Origin of the sequence: Plantactinospora sp. B6F1, from assembly GCF_040120695.1 — a bacterium.
Lineage (GTDB): Bacteria > Actinomycetota > Actinomycetes > Mycobacteriales > Micromonosporaceae > Plantactinospora.
Genome location: NZ_JBEEAC010000002.1, coordinates 360,007 through 376,029, shown reverse-complemented (window position 1 = coordinate 376,029; position 16,023 = coordinate 360,007). Strand labels below are relative to the sequence as shown.

14 protein-coding genes are annotated in these 16,023 nt (G+C 71.9%); 11 read left to right on the top strand and 3 right to left on the bottom strand.

All coding sequences use genetic code 11. The features are described 5' to 3' along the window. Positions 1-2 precede the first annotated feature (2 nt). Positions 3-617: a Uma2 family endonuclease gene (locus ABNF97_RS04865; RefSeq protein WP_349337770.1), complete on the bottom strand. Its 615-nt coding sequence runs from the start codon at positions 615-617 to the stop codon at positions 3-5. 154 nt (positions 618-771) lie between these two features. After that, entirely contained in the window at positions 772-2,304 is a 1,533-nt protein-coding gene (locus ABNF97_RS04860; RefSeq protein WP_349337769.1) for a M28 family metallopeptidase, read from the bottom strand. Positions 2,305-2,696: 392 nt separating this feature from the next. Here ABNF97_RS04860 and ABNF97_RS04855 point away from each other — a divergent pair, with 392 nt between their 5' ends. The 7 genes from ABNF97_RS04855 to ABNF97_RS04825 all read left to right on the top strand — a co-directional run bounded on the left by ABNF97_RS04855 (position 2,697) and on the right by ABNF97_RS04825 (position 12,071). Beyond that, positions 2,697-3,392: an NUDIX domain-containing protein gene (locus tag ABNF97_RS04855; protein ID WP_130461379.1), complete on the top strand. Its 696-nt coding sequence runs from the start codon at positions 2,697-2,699 to the stop codon at positions 3,390-3,392. A gap of 122 nt (positions 3,393-3,514) precedes the next feature. After that, a complete protein-coding gene (locus ABNF97_RS04850) occupies positions 3,515-4,117 on the top strand; it encodes a hypothetical protein (RefSeq protein ID WP_349337768.1) in 603 nt (200 codons plus the stop codon). A gap of 776 nt (positions 4,118-4,893) precedes the next feature. Continuing rightward, a complete protein-coding gene (gene pdhA / locus ABNF97_RS04845) occupies positions 4,894-6,078 on the top strand; it encodes a pyruvate dehydrogenase (acetyl-transferring) E1 component subunit alpha (RefSeq protein WP_130461377.1) in 1,185 nt (394 codons plus the stop codon). Next, complete coding sequence (locus ABNF97_RS04840; protein WP_130461376.1) at positions 6,078-7,067, top strand: transketolase C-terminal domain-containing protein; 990 nt, start codon at positions 6,078-6,080, stop codon at positions 7,065-7,067. The genes pdhA and ABNF97_RS04840 overlap by 1 nt, the downstream gene beginning before the upstream one ends. A 5-nt stretch (positions 7,068-7,072) precedes the next feature. Continuing rightward, positions 7,073-8,533 (top strand): dihydrolipoamide acetyltransferase family protein, encoded by a 1,461-nt coding sequence (locus tag ABNF97_RS04835; protein WP_349337767.1) that lies wholly within the window; start codon positions 7,073-7,075, stop codon positions 8,531-8,533. A 235-nt stretch (positions 8,534-8,768) separates the two neighbouring features. Beyond that, complete coding sequence (locus ABNF97_RS04830) at positions 8,769-8,906, top strand: hypothetical protein (RefSeq protein WP_165436625.1); 138 nt, start codon at positions 8,769-8,771, stop codon at positions 8,904-8,906. A 381-nt stretch (positions 8,907-9,287) separates the two neighbouring features. After that, positions 9,288-12,071, top strand: coding sequence for a hypothetical protein (locus ABNF97_RS04825; protein WP_349337766.1), 2,784 nt, complete (start codon positions 9,288-9,290; stop codon positions 12,069-12,071). 116 nt (positions 12,072-12,187) lie between these two features. Here the strand turns inward: ABNF97_RS04825 and ABNF97_RS04820 are convergent, their stop codons facing one another. Further along, the gene (locus ABNF97_RS04820) at positions 12,188-12,382 is read right to left on the bottom strand and encodes a winged helix-turn-helix domain-containing protein (protein WP_349337765.1); all 195 of its coding nucleotides are present in this window, start codon (positions 12,380-12,382) and stop codon (positions 12,188-12,190) included. 354 nt (positions 12,383-12,736) lie between these two features. On the opposite strand from ABNF97_RS04820, the gene ABNF97_RS04815 reads away from it, so the two are divergent. The 4 genes from ABNF97_RS04815 (at position 12,737) to ABNF97_RS04800 (ending at position 15,975) form a co-directional block, all read left to right on the top strand. Continuing rightward, positions 12,737-13,762 (top strand): ABC transporter substrate-binding protein, encoded by a 1,026-nt coding sequence (locus ABNF97_RS04815; protein WP_349337764.1) that lies wholly within the window; start codon positions 12,737-12,739, stop codon positions 13,760-13,762. Positions 13,763-13,773: 11 nt separating this feature from the next. Then, positions 13,774-14,565: an ABC transporter permease subunit gene (locus tag ABNF97_RS04810; protein WP_130461371.1), complete on the top strand. Its 792-nt coding sequence runs from the start codon at positions 13,774-13,776 to the stop codon at positions 14,563-14,565. Between the two features lie 20 nt (positions 14,566-14,585). Continuing rightward, positions 14,586-15,371, top strand: coding sequence for a class I SAM-dependent methyltransferase (locus ABNF97_RS04805; RefSeq protein ID WP_349337763.1), 786 nt, complete (start codon positions 14,586-14,588; stop codon positions 15,369-15,371). Between the two features lie 262 nt (positions 15,372-15,633). Then, a complete protein-coding gene (locus ABNF97_RS04800) occupies positions 15,634-15,975 on the top strand; it encodes a hypothetical protein (RefSeq protein WP_130461369.1) in 342 nt (113 codons plus the stop codon). The last annotated feature ends 48 nt before the right edge of the window (positions 15,976-16,023 follow it).

The window sequence follows — 16,023 nt, the reverse complement described above, 5'->3', positions numbered from 1 at the left end:
GGTCAGCCTTCCTCGACCGGCTGGCCCATCAGCTTCGCCCGGCGGGCGGTCAGCGCGGGCAGGTCCACCCGGACCGGCCACGGCTGCCCGGTCGCGAACGGCTCGGTGGTGTAGTGGGTGACGTACCGGTATTTCCGGCTTCCCGGGTCGAGCACCAGTTCGGCGAGGGAGATGCTCGGCTTCTCCTCCTCGGGCACCACGATCCAGTACGCCGGCACCCCGGCCCGGGCGTAGAGCGCCCGTTTGGTCTCGGTGTCCCGCAGCGCAGAGGTCGGCGACACCACCTCGACCACCAGCAGCGCGTCGGCGATCGGGAACGGCGTACGCCGCAGGTGCTCCGCCCGGGTCACCACCACGTCCGGCCGCGGCTCGTTGTACGCGTCGACCGTGGTCGACTGGTCGGTGCCGACAGCGTAATCATCAGAAGGACAGGAATCCTCCAGGATGTTTGCTATCCACCGGGCGATGGTGTTGTGGTCGATCGTGGCCGAGGGGGACACGATGATGCTCCCGTCAATCAGCTCGTAGCGCCGGCCGTCATCGGGCAGGGCGTGCAGGTCTGCCGTGGTGTAGCCGTGCGGGCCGGGGCGGTCGAGGGCGATCGGGGCGGCACTCATCGGAGAACCTCCGGGATCGGTCGGGGAAGCCACGAGGTCAAGGCTACGGGTGGAACGTTCACGGGCGCCACGCTAACGGAGAGCACCGACAGTTTCACGTAACGACGCCGGGGTGGCGCACTCGCGCCGCCCCGGCGTCTGCGTACCGGAGGAATCAGATCGCGACCTCGTGGTCGTCGTGCAGGCCGCCACCGCCGCCGGCCGGCGCGGTGGTCCCGCCGGTCGGGCCGGTCAGCGCGGTGCCCAGGCTGCGGGTGTCGTAGGCGTACGTGATGATCGCGTGCGCGATCGCGTCGGACATCTCGTCGATCGCCTTCAGGCTGACGTTGTCGATGTCGTCGCAGGCCTGGTGGTAGCAGGGGTCGTAGGAGACACCGGCGGTGCCGCCGTAGACCCGGGCCTCCTCGGCCGTCTTGACCTGCTCTGCCCCGGTGAAGAGACCACCGGAGGGGATGTCCACCCCGGCCGCGATGAACGGACCGTAGTCACTGCGCCCGGAGAACGGCGTCTCGGCCGAGGCCAGCCGCTGTGACCGGAAGTAGTCGTGGAAGAGCTTCTCGATCGCGCCCGAGCCGGGCGGCCCGGCCGCCGACCCGGTGCCGGGCGGGAAGGCCGAGTTGTCGCCGTCGTAGACGAACCGGACGTAGTTCGGCGAGCCGACCATGTCGAAGTTCAGGTAGAGGGCGATCCTGTCCCGCTCCGCCTGCGGCAGGTTGGCGATGTAGTACGTCGAGCCGACCAGGTTGGCCTCCTCGGCGCCCCAGAGCGCGAACCGCACCTTGTTCCTGGTGGGGAACCAGCGCATCTGCTCGGCGATCTCCAGCAGCGCGGCACTGCCGCTGCCGTTGTCGTTGATGCCCGGGCCCTCCGCCACCGAGTCGAGGTGCGCACCGGCCATCACCACGTTGCCCGGGTCGCCCCAGCGGGACTCGGCGAAGATGTTCTCGGTGGTGGCCTGCCCCCGGAAGGTGTCGGTGAAGACCCGCAGGGTCAGGCCGCCGGCGACCTGGCCGACGAGTTCCTGGCCGAGCGCCTGCGAGATGCCGACGGCGGCGAAGTCCAGGGTGTACGCGTTGCCCAGCGTCCCGGAGAGGTCACCCGGGATGTTGTTGTAGATGACCACCGCCGCCGCGCCGGACGCCGCCGCCGTGCTGGCCTTCTGCCCGAACGGGCAGGTGCCCCGGCTGACCACGACGATCGTGCCGACGTTCGCCGGGCCGTAGTCGCCCGGTTCGCAGCCCTGGGAGTCGCCGGCCGGCACACTGGCCGGAGCGGTCACGTCGGCGCTGCCCGAGTAGCTCATGATCCGGTGTGGCAGGTCGCCGGCGGGCGCCGACACCCGCTCCAGTTCGGACGGAGTGTTGATCAGGAAGGTCTGGAAGTCGAACGCCTGCCGGGTGACCCGGTATCCCGCCTTACGGAACACCTTCTCCGCGTAGTCGACGGACCTGTCGTAGCCGGGTGCGCCGGAAGCGCGGTTGCCGTTGTTGCGGTCCGCGATCTTCTGCAGCTCTTTGAGGTGTTTCTGGACGCCCTTGGCCGTGACTGCCTTCCGCAGCACCCAGGAGCCGAGGCTCCCGAGGCCGGAACTGGCCTGTGCCGGTGCCGGCGCGGCCACCACCGCGAGCGCTGTGACGAGCGTGGTGGCCAGTAGGCCACGGCTCCACCGATTGCTGGTCCGACCCACGCTGCCTCCCTGTCGGTCACCGGGGTTACCGGTCTTATCGAGGGAGGTCAGCATAGCCACGGGTAACTGGCCGGTGAATAGTCCAGCCGAGTCGGCTTACCGGCCGGTAGTGCGGGAGGGGCGGGAACGATCGGTCACGGAGGGCCGGCGGGCCACGCCCTGGGAGAGCAGGTCGGGCCCGCCGGCACCGCCGGTGACCGAACTGGCCCCCCGCCAGCCGATCGGGCCGGCGGCGCCGGCCCGGGGGCCGGCGCCGCCGAAGGCCGTCGTTGCCGGTCGACGACCTTGTCCCGGTAGGTCGGTCCGCCTCGGGCGGGAAGGGACCGAATCCTTTCTCGTCTTGCTGACGATAACCACTGTGGTAGCTTCTCGTCAAGGTGGTGATAATTCAGATGGCCGAATACCCGCCGTTCGCCGTCACCGTCGACCTGGTGGTCCTCACCGTGCGGGCGGACGAACTCTGCATTCTGCTGGTACGCCGGGGGGTGCCGCCGTACCAGGACCGCTGGGCGCTGCCCGGCGGGTTCGTCGGCTTCGACGAGGACCTGCCGGACGCGGCCGCCCGGGAACTGACCGAGGAGACCGGAGTTCCCGAGCCGATCGGCCACCTCGAACAGTTGGGCACGTACGGGTCACCGAAACGGGACCCGCGGGGGCGGGTGGTCACCGTGGCGTACCTGGCGCTGCTGCCGGACCTGCCGACGCCGGTGGCCGGTACGGACGCGGCCGCGGCGGACTGGCTCCCGGTGTCCCGGGTCGCCGACGCCCAACTCGCCTTCGACCACGACGTCATCCTGGCCGACGGGCTCGAACGGGCCCGGGCCAAGCTCGAGTACACCCCGCTGGCCACCGCGTTCTGTCCCCCGGAGTTCACCATCGCCCGACTGCGGACGATCTACGAGACCGTCTGGAACAGCCGGTTGGACCCGCGCAACTTCCACCGCAAGGTCACCAGCACCCCGGGGTTCGTGGAGCCCGCCGGCCGGGTCACCGAGGGCGACCGGGGCCGGCCAGCCCAGCTCTTCCGGCGCGGCCCGGCCGAACTGCTGCACCCGCCGATGCTCCGCCCGTCGGTCACCCGAGGCTGAAGCCGAACCGGCCCCGAACCGCCCCGAGCGGCCCGGAGCCGAACCGGCCCGAGCGAGCCGGCCCGAGCGAACCGGCCCGAGCGCGACCTGGAACCGATTGGCACGAAGCCGCGTCACGTCACGTGGCGCTGGTCGGGCTTCAGGCCGCCGTCGCGGCCGGCGGAGTGCCGCCGGGCGGAGTGCTGGGTACCGGCGCGGGAGTCGGCGCGGGAGTCGGCGCGGGGGCCGTCGGTCCGGGGGTGGCGGTCGGTGCCGCCGAGGCCGTCGCGCCCGGTGTCGGTGCGGGACCGGTCGGTGCCGGCGAGGAGTTCGGCTCGGCCGGGACGGACGGCGTGCCCGTCGGCGCGGGTGAACCGGTCGGCGCCGTGGACGGCGGGCCGGTCGGCGGCTCGGGCGCCGGCGACGGCGGCGGGGACGACGGCGGGGACGGCGACGGGGACGGCGACGGCAGCGGTGACGGCGGCGGGGACGACGGCGACGGGACCGGCGACGGCGGCGCGGGCGACTGGGTCGGCGGCCCGAGAACCGGCGGTACCGGCGCGCCCGGCTCGTTCCCGACGGGCGGGGCGATCGGCGGCGACAGCCGGCCGGGTTCGCTTCCGGAGGGGCCGGGTCGGACCGGCACGGCGCCGGGCGGGACGAGGAACGGCAGCCAGCCGGACCGCTCGGACCTGGCACCCGTACCGGCCGGTCCCGGTTCCGCCACCGGTGGCACGGTCGGATAGCTCGGCCGCACCTGCGGGAGCGCACCAGGCGGGGGCGGGACGAACGGAGTGGCGTCGGCCGGGCGCATCCCGTCGGAGACGGTCGCCGAGCCGCTGCCGATGGTCGCCATGATCGGCAACGAGGAGGTGCCGGCCAGGAGCGCGACCGTGAACAGGTACCGGCGGGCCGGGCGACCGAGCCCTTCCGCCCGGTGCACCCCGGTCACCCTCCGATATCCGACGTGTGCGCCGCCGGACCGGCGGTGCCGGGCCAGCAGCACCGGAGGCGGGGGCTGGAAACCGTGGTTGGGCACGGAAAACTCCTCGTCGTCGGCGGCGCGGGCCAGGCGGCGGCCGGGTGGTACACATCTGATCAGCAGTAACGCTGCCATTACCTACAGTGGCTGAGTAACCCTGTGTTGGCTAGCGTCGTACAGCGTGTCAGGGTCCGAGTTTTGATCGGCTCGACTTCCGTACCCGATCAAATCGGTTTATGTGGTGCGAAGCAGGCGGCGGCTCGGATCTGGCCGAGGCCGACCTGTGGCGGTACCGCGTTGCTCTGCGAATATGGAGCCGACGGCAACGCGGCCGCGACCTTCGCGCACCCCCGCGGCAGGCAGGACGCGGTGCCGGCGCTCGACGGACCAGGCTCGGCCAGAATCTGGTCCAGCCGCGTGGCTACCCCTACCGGGGAAAGGCGCGGCAGCCACCCCCGGTCCGGCACCAGCCGGACGGGCGCACCAGCTGCGCGGTCGGGACACCCCCGGTGCCGACGCACGAACGACAGGGAGATAGGGATGGCGAAGGGCGATCCCGCGGGTACGGCCCGCGGCAGACGAGCCACACCCCGGTCCGGACGATCTGGCGGGAAGTCCCCCGGCACCAGTGACCTGGTGCAACTACTCACGCCCGAGGGCGACCGGATCGACAAGGTGACCTGGTCCGACGGTACGGAGTACCGGGTCGACTTCACCGACGAGGAATATCGCGGTCTCTACCGGGACCTGGTGCTGGTTCGCCGGCTGGACGCCGAGGCGACCGCGTTGCAGCGGCAGGGTGAGCTGGGCATCTGGGCCAGCCTGCTCGGCCAGGAGGCGGCGCAGGTCGGCTCGGGTCGGGCGCTGCGGCCGCAGGACATGGCCTTTCCGACCTACCGGGAACACGGCGTGCTCTACTGCCGGGGCATCGACCCGATCATGCCGCTGGGCCTGTTCCGCGGCGTGGACCTGGGCGGCTGGGACCCGAACGAGTTCAAGTTCAACATGTACACGATCGTCATCGGTGCGCAGACCCTGCACGCCACCGGCTACGCCATGGGTGTGAACATGGACGGCCGGACCGGCACCGACGACGGCGAGGCGGTGATCGCCTACTTCGGCGACGGCGCATCCGCCCAGGGCGACGTGAACGAGGCCTTCATCTGGTCGGCCGTCTTCAACGCCCCGATCGTCTTCTTCTGCCAGAACAACCAGTACGCCATCTCCGAGCCGTTGGAGCGGCAGACCCGGATCCCGCTCTACCAGCGGGCCGCCGGTTTCGGCTTCCCCGGGGTACGGGTGGACGGCAACGACGTGCTCGCGACGTACGCGGTGACCCGGGCGGCGCTGGACAACGCGCGTCACGGTCAGGGCCCCACCCTGATCGAGGCGTACACGTACCGGATGGGCGCGCACACCACCACGGACGACCCGACGCGCTACCGGATCGCCAGCGAGGTCGAGGCGTGGCAGGCGAAGGACCCGATCGCCCGGGTCAAGGCATTCCTCACCAGGCAGGGCATCGCGGACGACACGTTCCTGGCCGAGGTGGAGGAGCAGGCCAAGCAGGAGGCGCTGCGGCTGCGGGAGCGGGTGCTGGAGATGCCCGACCCCGAACCGCTGACCCTCTTCGACCACGTGTTCCCGAACGGTTCACCCGAGCTGGACGCGCAGCGTGAGTTCACCGCCCGTTACCTGGACTCGTTCGAGGGGAGCGTGCACTGATGGCCACCGAGACCCTCACCCTGGGCAAGGCGATCAACCGCGGCCTGCGCCGCGCACTGGAACACGACCCCAAGGTCGTGATCATGGGAGAGGACGTCGGCAAGCTCGGCGGCGTCTTCCGGATCACCGACGGGCTGCAGAAGGACTTCGGCGAGAACCGGGTGATCGACACCCCGCTCGCCGAGTCCGGCATCATCGGCACCGCGGTCGGGCTCTCCATCCGGGGGTACCGGCCGATCTGCGAGATCCAGTTCGACGGCTTCGTCTACCCGGCGTACGACCAGATCGTGTCGCAGGTGGCGAAGATGCACTACCGCTCGCAGGGCAAGGTCAGGGTGCCGATGGTCATCCGGATCCCGTTCGGGGGCGGCATCGGCGCGGTCGAGCACCACTCGGAGTCCCCGGAGGCGTACTTCGCGCACACCGCCGGGCTCAAGGTGGTCGCCTGCTCGTCGCCGCAGGACGCCTACACGATGATCCAGCAGGCGGTCGCCTCGGACGACCCGATCGTCTTCTTCGAGCCGAAGCGGCGCTACCACGAGAAGGGGCAGGTGGAGCTGGACGCCCCGCTCGGTGACGCCTACCCGCTGCACGCCTCCCGGGTGGTTCGGCCGGGCCGGGACGCCACGCTGCTGGCGTACGGCCCGATGGTGCGTACCGCGCTGGACGCGGCCACCGCGGCCGAGGAGGACGGCCGGGATCTGGAGGTCATCGACCTGCGCACCCTCTCCCCGCTGGACCTGGCTCCGGTGTACGAGTCGGTGAAGCGCACCGGGCGGTGCGTGGTGGTGCACGAGGCGCCCAGCAACCTCGGCCTCGGCGCCGAGATCGCGGCCCGGGTCACCGAGGAGTGCTTCTACTCCCTGGAGGCCCCCGTGCTGCGGGTGGCCGGCTTCGACACGCCCTATCCGGCCGCCCGGCTGGAGGAGGACTACCTGCCCAACCTCGACCGGGTGCTCGACGGTGTCGACCGCACCTTCGGGTGGTGAGCGGGATGTCGCGCGTGCGGGAGTTCCCCCTGCCCGATCTCGGCGAGGGGCTGACCGAGGGCGAGATCCTCAAGTGGCTGGTCGCGGTCGGCGACACCGTCGAGTTGAACCAGCCGGTCGTCGAGGTCGAGACGGCGAAGGCGGCCGTCGAGATCCCGGCGAAGTGGGGCGGCAGGATCACCGCGATCTTCCACGACGAGGGCGCGGTGGTCGACGTCGGTACGCCGATCTTCGCCGTTGACACCGACCCGGGCGCCGGCGACCTGCCGGAGCCGTCGGCGGCGTCGCTGGCCGCCGTCGAGATCGCGCCCGCCGAGGGCGCCGTCGAGCCCGGCCTGATCGGTGGGCCCGCTCCGGGTGGCCGGACGGCGGTGCTGGTCGGGTACGGCCCGCGTACCGGTGCCGCGAAGCGCCGCCCGCGCAAGGGTGCCGGCGCACCCGCTCCGAACGGTGTTCCAGCCCCGGTCGCCGCACCGGCTCCGGAACCGGTACGCGCGGCGGTCGAGCCGGTACGTCCGGCGGCTGTGACACCGGCACCGGCACCCCGGGCCGGCGGGGACGCCGCCGCGCCGGGTGCACTGGTGCTGGCGAAGCCGCCGGTGCGCAAACTCGCCAAGGATCTCGGGGTCGACCTGCGTACCCTGACCGGGTCGGGGCCGCTCGGCTCGATCACCCGGGACGACGTACACCGGGCGGCGGCGGGCACGGCGACGGCGGCCGAGCCGGCGCTGACCGGCGCGGGCACGGCGGCGCCGGCCTTCGGGCCGGACCGGGAGCAGCGGATCCCGGTCCGGGGCGTGCGCAAGCTGACCGCGCAGAACATGGCGGCGTCGGCGTTCACCGCGCCGCACGTCACCGAGTTCCTGACGGTCGACGTGACGCGCTCGATGAAGGCGCTCGACCGGTTGCGCAAGCGCCGGGAGTGGCAGGACGTCCGGATCTCACCGCTGCTGCTGGTCGCCAAGGCCGTGCTGCTGGCGGTCGGTCGGCACCCAATGGTCAACTCGATCTGGGCCGGCGACGAGATCGTCGTCAAGGAGTACGTCAACCTGGGCATCGCGGCGGCGACCGAGCGCGGCCTGATCGTGCCGAACATCAAGGACGCCGGCCGGCTCAGCCTACGCGAGCTGGCGGACGCGATGACGGCGCTGGTGCAGACCGCCAAGGCGGGGAAGACGGCTCCGGCGGACATGTCCGGCGGCACCCTGACCATCACCAACGTCGGCGTCTTCGGCGTCGACACCGGTACGCCGATCCTGCCGCCGGGCGAGTCGGCGATCCTGGCCTTCGGTGCGGTCCGGGAGATGCCCTGGGTGCACAAGGGCAAGGTCAAGGTCCGCCAGGTGACGACGCTCGGGCTCTCCTTCGACCACCGCATCATCGACGGTGAGCTGGGCTCGAAGTTCCTGCGTGACGTGGGTGACTTCCTGGCCGATCCGGAGGCGGCGCTGCTCGGCTGGACCTGACTCTCCGACACACGGCATCACCTGTGACGGCAGCCGGTGTGTCCCGGGTTACTCCCGGGCACACCGGCTGTGTCCGTTCGGTGACGAGGAATCATCGTTGTTTTGGCCGTCACACCTTTGATTCTTCGGCTCGTGTCTCAGCTCACCTAATAATCGGTGGCAGTCAAGGCGTCGGCGAGGTTCAATAGAGAGGACAAACGCGGTACACAACCGAATAGCCAGGGGGCGCAACACCATGAGCATGCTCAACCGAATTCGTCACCGCCGGGAGAGCGCGCGCCGCGCGCGGGCGATCCAGCGGGCACTGCGGGCGACGAGTTCGCCGGCTGTCCGCGACGAGATCCTCATCGCCGCGCAGCGTTACTACGGCTGACGCGGCGTTACTACGGCTGACCTCGCGACAGACTCCTCACCTCCTCCGCACCACATCGACGGCCCGTCCGGAGCGCTCCGGACGGGCCGTCGGTGTTTCCCAACCGCCCACGACCGGAGTACCGTCCCCGCGACGCCGCCCGGTACGGTGAAGCTCGGTCGCCGCCCCGACCAACCGGTAGGAAGTGCGCCGAGCAGATGCCAGTTCGGCTCGCCTGGACGACCGGCCCGGCGACCCGCGCTGCCCGGGCGGTGCCGGCCTGGACCGGTTACCGTGCGGGGAGCTTGCCCAGCCCGGTGTCACGCCGGAGTCGCCGGCAACCTGGCTGGTGACCGTCGCGTGAGACCGGCGCGGCCGACATGTGATGGAGGAGGCGCGCGCATGACGTCCGAGGATCCGCAGCACCCCGGCCGGTGGCCGGACGAGGCTGCGCCGGGCGCCGCAGGCCCAACCCCGTACGACAATTCCACACCACACCCCGACGACCGGTTCCCGTCCCAGGGTTCCCAAGGTTCCGCAGGTACACCACCGGCCGACTTCGGCTGGGCTCCGCCACCGCCCGCCGGGCGGGCCAGCGCGCCGGTGGCCTGGAACGAATCAGCGGGGGCCGCCCCGGCTCACCCCGGCCCGGCCGGCTGGGCAGCTCCCGGCGAAGCCCCGGGCGCGCCCGCCGCCCGCCCGGACGGCCCCTGGGGCCCACCCCCGGAGTCCGTCGGCACACCGCAGGCGCCGCCGGACGGCTCGGGCTTCCCACCGGAGTGGGGAAGCCCGCCGAACCAGTCCGGCCCGCCGCGCTGGACCGGTGCCGGTCAGCCCGGCGAGCCGCCCAGCTACCCGCCGATCAACCGTCCGGTGATCCCGGAGGGTGAGCCGTGGCCGGCGGCCGAGGTCTGGGGAAAGGCATCGTCCGGTTCGGACTCCGGGTCCCACCCGGACTCCGGCGGCCCGCCGGGCGGCTATGCACAGCCGTCCGCCGAGCCACAGCGGTCCGCCGAGCCGGACGCGCCGCACGGCGGCACACCGCAGCCGTCCGCCTGGGCCCCCCAGCCGCCGACCTGGTCGGCCGGACCGGGCGACAACAGGCCGGGGCCGTTCGAGCCGTCCCGACCGGAGTTCGACCGGCACGAAGCCGCCTTCGAGCAGCGCGAAGCCGCCTTTGACCGACCGGGGCCGCCCAACCTCGACCGACGCGAACCCGACCTGGCCCGGCGCGAGCCGGAGTTCGACGCGCGTGAGCCGGACGGGCCGGCGTACCAGCCGCGTCCGGCACCGGGGATCTCGCCCGGAAACGCCGTACCGCTGCCGCCGCAGGAGACCCGGATCCCCGGAGCCAGCCTGGCGGCGGCACCACCGGCCGACTATTCCCCGCCCGCCGGCCGCCAGACGCCGGACGAGTACGGCTCGGCCGCCCGGGACCAGGGTGGCTGGGCGCCCGGCGTGCCCGAGGCGGCACCACAGTCCCCGGCACCACAGTTCCCGGCACCACAGTCCGCAGCACCACAGTCCCCGGCACCACAGTCTCCGGCGCCCACGCCCGGGGCCGCATCGGTCGCCGTACCGCAACCGCGGGTTCCGACCGACGCGGCGGTCGCCGGCCGGGTCTCGGTACCCGGGGTGACGGGACAGCCGGAGTCGGCCGGCGCACCCGACCGGCCAACCGGCCGGGCCGTCGCGGGCAGTGCCGCCGTACCGGCGGCGAGCCGGGTACTGCCGCCCGCCGACCTCGGCGCCGCAGCCTCGGTACCGGCACCCAAACCCCGGGTGTACGGCCGCCCGGCCGGCACCGAGGAACCGGACCGGCAGTCGGGTCCGGCGGGCGGGCCGGCCGGCTGGGACGCCGGTCAACCAGGGCCATCGGCCCGCCCCGCCGGCTGGGACAGCGACCGGTCGGGCAGCGCACCCGGTTGGGACAGCGACCGGTCGGCCCGCGCACCGGGCGACGGCTGGGACGGCGGCCGGTCGGATGGTGTCGATGCGCGCCGGGCCGGCCCGGCTGTCTATGGTGCCCCGCCCGGCCAGCCGGGGCCGGGCGAGCACGGCGACGGCTTCCCCGGCGACCCGCCGGCCACCCGGGTAGCCGTTCCTGGCGCCCGGGCACCGCAGCCCGACGCCCCGAACCGGCCGTCGAGCGGGTCGCCCTTCGCCGACCTGACCGGTCCCGGTGGTGGCATGCCCGGGCAAAGTGGAGTCGCGGTGGACGGGCCCGGCACGAACGGGCCGGCCCCATTCGACGGAAACCGTTCCGGCGGACCCGGACAGGCCGAACAGGACCGCCTCGGCGGACCCGGACAGGCCGAACAGGACCGCTTCGGCGGGCCAGCGCCGTTCGACGGGGACCGCTTCGGCGGGCCCGGAGCGGGCGTGTCGGACCGGTTCGACGGCTCCGGGCCGGCCGGTGGTGGCCAGTTCGGCGCACCCGCCGGTAGCGGGCCCGCGCCCTTCGACGGGGACCGCTTCGGTGGTCCCGGCCCGGGCGGCCCGGGCCAGTTCGGCACGTCCGCCCCGCCCGGCACCGACCGGTTCGGCGTACCGCCCGGCCAGCCGGACTTCGGGCCACCGCCCGGGGCCCCGGGCTTCGGCCCACCGGACGGGGACGGCCCCGGGTTTGGCCGGCCGGACGGGGACGGCCCCGGGTTTGGCCGGCCCGGTTCCGCGGGCGCGTACGGAGCGCCCGGGGCGGGACCCGGGACGTACGGGACGCCGCCTGGCGGCGCGCCTCCGTCCGGGGCACCCGCATCCGCCGGCCCGGGCTGGGGTGCCCCCGACGACAAGCCGGGCAGGTTCGACTCGTTCAAGCCCGAGGTGGCGGAGTCGGAGACGAAGACCGAGCCGCCGACGCCGCAGGTACGCAACGGCAAGGTGCTGGCCCTGGTGCTGATCGCGGCGGTACTGCTGCTGGCGATCCCGCTGGGCACGCTCTGGCTGCTTGGCAAGATAAACAGCGACGACCCGGCACCCCCGTTCAACCCGGCGGTGGGCGCCTGCGTGAAGGACTCCGGCGGTACCCCGGTGATCGCGGACTGCGCCGAGCAGGGCGTCTTCAAGGTCGGCTCGAAGGTGACCGACAAGAACGAGTGCCCACCGGACACTCCGCAGACGATCGTCATACCGGACCGCCAGGAGGTGCTCTGCCTGCAACCGGCGGCGGCACCGGCCGGCGGGTAGCGGTCCGCTACGGCCGAACCGGCCGGCGCCCCGCCTGCGGTCCAAGGTTCCGTCAGGCGGGGCGTCTGTCGTTTCCACGGGCGGGCCCCACTCCGGGCCCGCCCCAGCGCCGGGAGTCAGTCGGGAGCGGGCGTAACGTACACGCCCCTGCCCTGATGCCCCTGGAGCACGCCACGCTCCTGTAGCCGTGCCAGCGCCTGCTTGATGGTCGGCGCCGAGCACCTGTACTGCTCCCGGAGCTGGCTGATCGAGGGTAGCTGGTCGCCCGGTCGAAGCTCGCCACTCGCGATCTTGGCTTCCACGTCTCGCATGACGCGGCGGTACACCGGCTCGGCCGGCGAGGCAGGTGCAGGCATATGAGGTCCCCCTGTTTAGTCCTCCAAGATCGGACCATGCCGCCCCTGGCAACACAAGCAACCCAAGGCATCGACGTTGACTTGGCCTACCTGGCAATCTAAGTTGGCTGGGCAGGTCCGGGTGATCTCCGTGGCAGGCGGCTCCTCCGAGCCCGTCCGCACCCGCTCCTTCGTCGTGCCACGACAACGGCCCGACCACGACCCGCATCACAGGACATCCGCGCCCAGCCCGTAGCGGGGGCGCCCCTCGGCCGGAGGATCCCGACCATCAACTTGGCTTACCAAGCTTTCCAAGTGTGAGGAGATCAGATGACGCTCGTACTGACCCGCCGCCGCCTACTGGCCGGTGCGGCGGCTACCGCCACCGCGACGCTAGCGGCCTGCGGTGACGGCGACGGCGAGAACAGCGGCCAACAGCCGGTGGAGAAGGTTTCGATTCTGAGCGGGGCGGGCTTCCAGGGCCGCGAGGCTCCGATCTTCGTGGCCCGGGCCAAGGGTTGGTTCACCGAGGTCGGGCTGGAGGTGCAGGTCCTTCCGGGCAAGGGCACCACGAGCAACCTGAAGACCCTGGCCGGGGGTCAGGCCACCTTCGCGACGGTGGACGTGAACGGCGCGATGATCGAATTCACCCGTAACGGTGGCTTCAAGGACTTCAGGCTCACGTCCGTACTGCACCAGCGGAACCTGGCCTGCTTCGTCGCGCTCAAGTCGAGCGGGATCGCCACGCCACGCGACCTTGCCGGCCGGACTCTCTCCTACCTTCCCGGCGGCATCAACTACCTGCTTTTCAGCACCTATGCGCGACTGGCTGGCTTCGACCCTTCCAAGGTCAAGTGGGTGAGCAACCCGATCGCGACCCAGCACGCGGCGATGCTCGCCCAGAAGAAGGTGGACGCGATCAGCCAGTTCGTCCCGGCGGTCGAGTCGGTTCGTACGGTCGCCAAGCAGGATGTGGTGACGCTGCCCTTCACGGACTACATCGGCGACCTGCACGGTTCCGCCATCGGTGTCACCACTGAGACCGCGCGGAACAAGCCGGACCTGGTCCGCCGCTTCAACCGGGCGCTGCTTCGGGGACTGGAGTACGCGATCAACCACCCTGAGGAGGCGGGCCAGATCTACTCGTCGATGAAGGAGACGCAGGGACAGCCGCCGGCGGCGGCGGTCGCCGAGGTCAAGGCCCTGCGGGCGTACGTCGAGGGCATGTCGGACGGCCCGCTCGGCCAGTTCAACGAGTCGCGGATGGCCAAGAACATCGCGATCCTCCAGGCTGCCGGTACGATCCCGATGGGCCTCACCCCGAGCGCCATCCTCGCGCCCGACCTGGTCGGGTAGGCCACGTCGGCATGCCGCACCGCGCAGGCCCCGCACCTATCCCGCGTTGGCGGACCGCGCTGTCCACCGTCGGAACGCCGCTGCTGGGCATCGCCGGATTCGTCGCCACGTGGTGGCTGACGGTCGTCGCCCTGGACATCGCGCCCTACATCGTGCCGGGGCCACCGGCGGTGGCCGCGGCGATCTGGGACGAGCCGGGTTATCTGCTGCGGAACGCAGCCGTCACCCTCGGCGAGGCGATCGCGGGATTTGCTCTCGCGATCGCCTCCGCCGTGCTGCTCGGGACCGTCCTCGCAGCGTCCCACCGGCTCGAACGAGCCCTGTACCCGATGCTGTTGACCATCAGCAGCACACCCAAGCCGGTCTTCGCGCCGCTACTCGTCACCATCGGCGGGTTCGGAGCAGGGCCGAAGGTGGTCCTGGTCTGGCTGATGTGCTTCTTTCCGATCGCCCTGGCCACCAGTACCGGGCTCACCGCCACACCCGCCGAGCTCGTGGAGCTGGCCAGGTCCCTCAACGCTCCGCGCTGGGCCACCTTCCTGAAGTTCCGCGTGCCCGCCGCGCTCCCGCACGTCTTCGGCGGCCTCCGGATCGCCCTACCACTCGCGCTCATCGGCGCGACGGTCGCCGAGCTGTTCGGTGCGACCGACGGGCTCGGCGTCGTCATCCAGAACGCCGGGACCAACGCGGCCCTGGCCTGGGCGGCGATCGTCGTGCTCGCCGCGATGAGCATCAACCTCTTCTACGCCCTCACCGCCACCCTGCGGGCGCTCACCCCCTGGATCCACCACACCACCGCCTGACGCCTCACGAGGAGAAACCCGTGCCGAGCACGTACATCTTCCAGAACGCCGAAACCGACAACGACGTCATGCTCCGGGCACTGGCCGGCGTGTACGACCCGTTCAGCGAGCAGCGGCTCCGCGACGCGGGGATATCCCAGGACGCCCGGTGTCTGGTGGTCGCGGTGGGCGCGAGCGGCATCGCCGGCACGATCGCCGGGCTGGCCCCGCGCGGCGAGGTGATCGCCACCGATGTCGACCTGCGCCCCTGTCGGCGGGATCCCCGGGTGGACCTACGCGAGCACAACATCGTCACCGAGCCGCTGCCCGGCAGCTTCGACCTCATCCACGTCCGGCTCCTCCTCGGACACCTGCCGCAGCGGATCGACGTCCTCACGAAACTCGTCGACGCCCTCAACCCGGGCGGCGTCCTGGCGGTCGAGGAGTTCGAGCCGACCTGGCGTACCAGCGTGCTGGCAGCACCGGATCCCGACGAGGCCGACCGGTTGTTCGAGGCCTATCACGACGCGTTCCAGACCGCGTTGCAGGACGCCGGGAACCGCTCGAAGTGGGGCCGCCGGGTGCACGGGGCAATGCTCGACCTGGGGCTGACGGAGTGCGACACCGTCGGGCACACCGGGACCTGGGTCGGCGGCAGCCACGGATGCCTGCTCCCGTGGGGAACCGCTGGTGCGATCCGGCAGAAGCTGATCGAGGCGGGTATGTCCCCGACCGACCTGGACGCCTTCCGACAACTGCTCCTCGTCCCCGAGTTGCGGGTCAAGAGCAATCTGGCGTTGTCCACCATCGGGCGCCGGCCGCGTTGACCACGGTCCGGTGACCGGCATGACGCGCGGCGCACTGACTACGGCCGACAATCTGCCAGACACCTGACCGAGTGGGACAACCACACATTGTGTAGGGTCTACCCGGCACTGCTGACCGAGGCCGTCAAGTCACGCAGCGTAACATTCGTCCGGCGGCGGACCGCGATTACCGCGTCGCGGCCTCCGCCGCCTCCAGGGCGACCCAGCACCCCAGCCACGCACGTCCCAACCCGAGATCCTGACAGTTCGCAAGGAGCCGCCGATGGCCACCGATCCTCATCCGGGCTGGTGTGACCCGGGCGAATGTACCGCGACCTTTCGCGGCGTCCACCCGGATTCCTCACCGCCGACCCACGCCAGTCGGTGGTACGACTGCAACCCCCGCGACGAGCGGCAGGCGGTCGAGGTCATGGCTCAACTCGTGCAGTACGTCGACGACCCCGAGCCGCGCCCCTTCATCCGCCTCGCCCGGACGGACTTCGAGGATCGGCAGGTCTTTCACATCACCATCGAGCAGGGCGGCGCCCTGATGGAGGCGCTGGCCGACATGCGCCGCCGCACCGGCGCCACCGTGCCACGGCCACGGGTCAACTCCTCGCCGTAGGCCATCGGCCGGTTCGCCGCAGCACAATGACCGGGGCCCGGGGGCCTT

What these genes read in the sequence shown, in the direction of transcription:
- ABNF97_RS04865 (WP_349337770.1), bottom strand. Translation starts at nt 617, where the DNA reads ATGAGTGCCGCCCCGATCGCCCTCGACCGCCCCGGCCCGCACGGCTAC.
- ABNF97_RS04855 (WP_130461379.1), top strand. Translation starts at nt 2,697, where the DNA reads ATGGCCGAATACCCGCCGTTCGCCGTCACCGTCGACCTGGTGGTCCTC.
- pdhA (WP_130461377.1), top strand. Translation starts at nt 4,894, where the DNA reads ATGGCGAAGGGCGATCCCGCGGGTACGGCCCGCGGCAGACGAGCCACA.
- ABNF97_RS04840 (WP_130461376.1), top strand. Translation starts at nt 6,078, where the DNA reads ATGGCCACCGAGACCCTCACCCTGGGCAAGGCGATCAACCGCGGCCTG.
- ABNF97_RS04835 (WP_349337767.1), top strand. Translation starts at nt 7,073, where the DNA reads ATGTCGCGCGTGCGGGAGTTCCCCCTGCCCGATCTCGGCGAGGGGCTG.
- ABNF97_RS04830 (WP_165436625.1), top strand. Translation starts at nt 8,769, where the DNA reads ATGAGCATGCTCAACCGAATTCGTCACCGCCGGGAGAGCGCGCGCCGC.
- ABNF97_RS04825 (WP_349337766.1), top strand. Translation starts at nt 9,288, where the DNA reads ATGACGTCCGAGGATCCGCAGCACCCCGGCCGGTGGCCGGACGAGGCT.
- ABNF97_RS04820 (WP_349337765.1), bottom strand. Translation starts at nt 12,382, where the DNA reads ATGCGAGACGTGGAAGCCAAGATCGCGAGTGGCGAGCTTCGACCGGGC.
- ABNF97_RS04815 (WP_349337764.1), top strand. Translation starts at nt 12,737, where the DNA reads ATGACGCTCGTACTGACCCGCCGCCGCCTACTGGCCGGTGCGGCGGCT.
- ABNF97_RS04810 (WP_130461371.1), top strand. Translation starts at nt 13,774, where the DNA reads ATGCCGCACCGCGCAGGCCCCGCACCTATCCCGCGTTGGCGGACCGCG.
- ABNF97_RS04800 (WP_130461369.1), top strand. Translation starts at nt 15,634, where the DNA reads ATGGCCACCGATCCTCATCCGGGCTGGTGTGACCCGGGCGAATGTACC.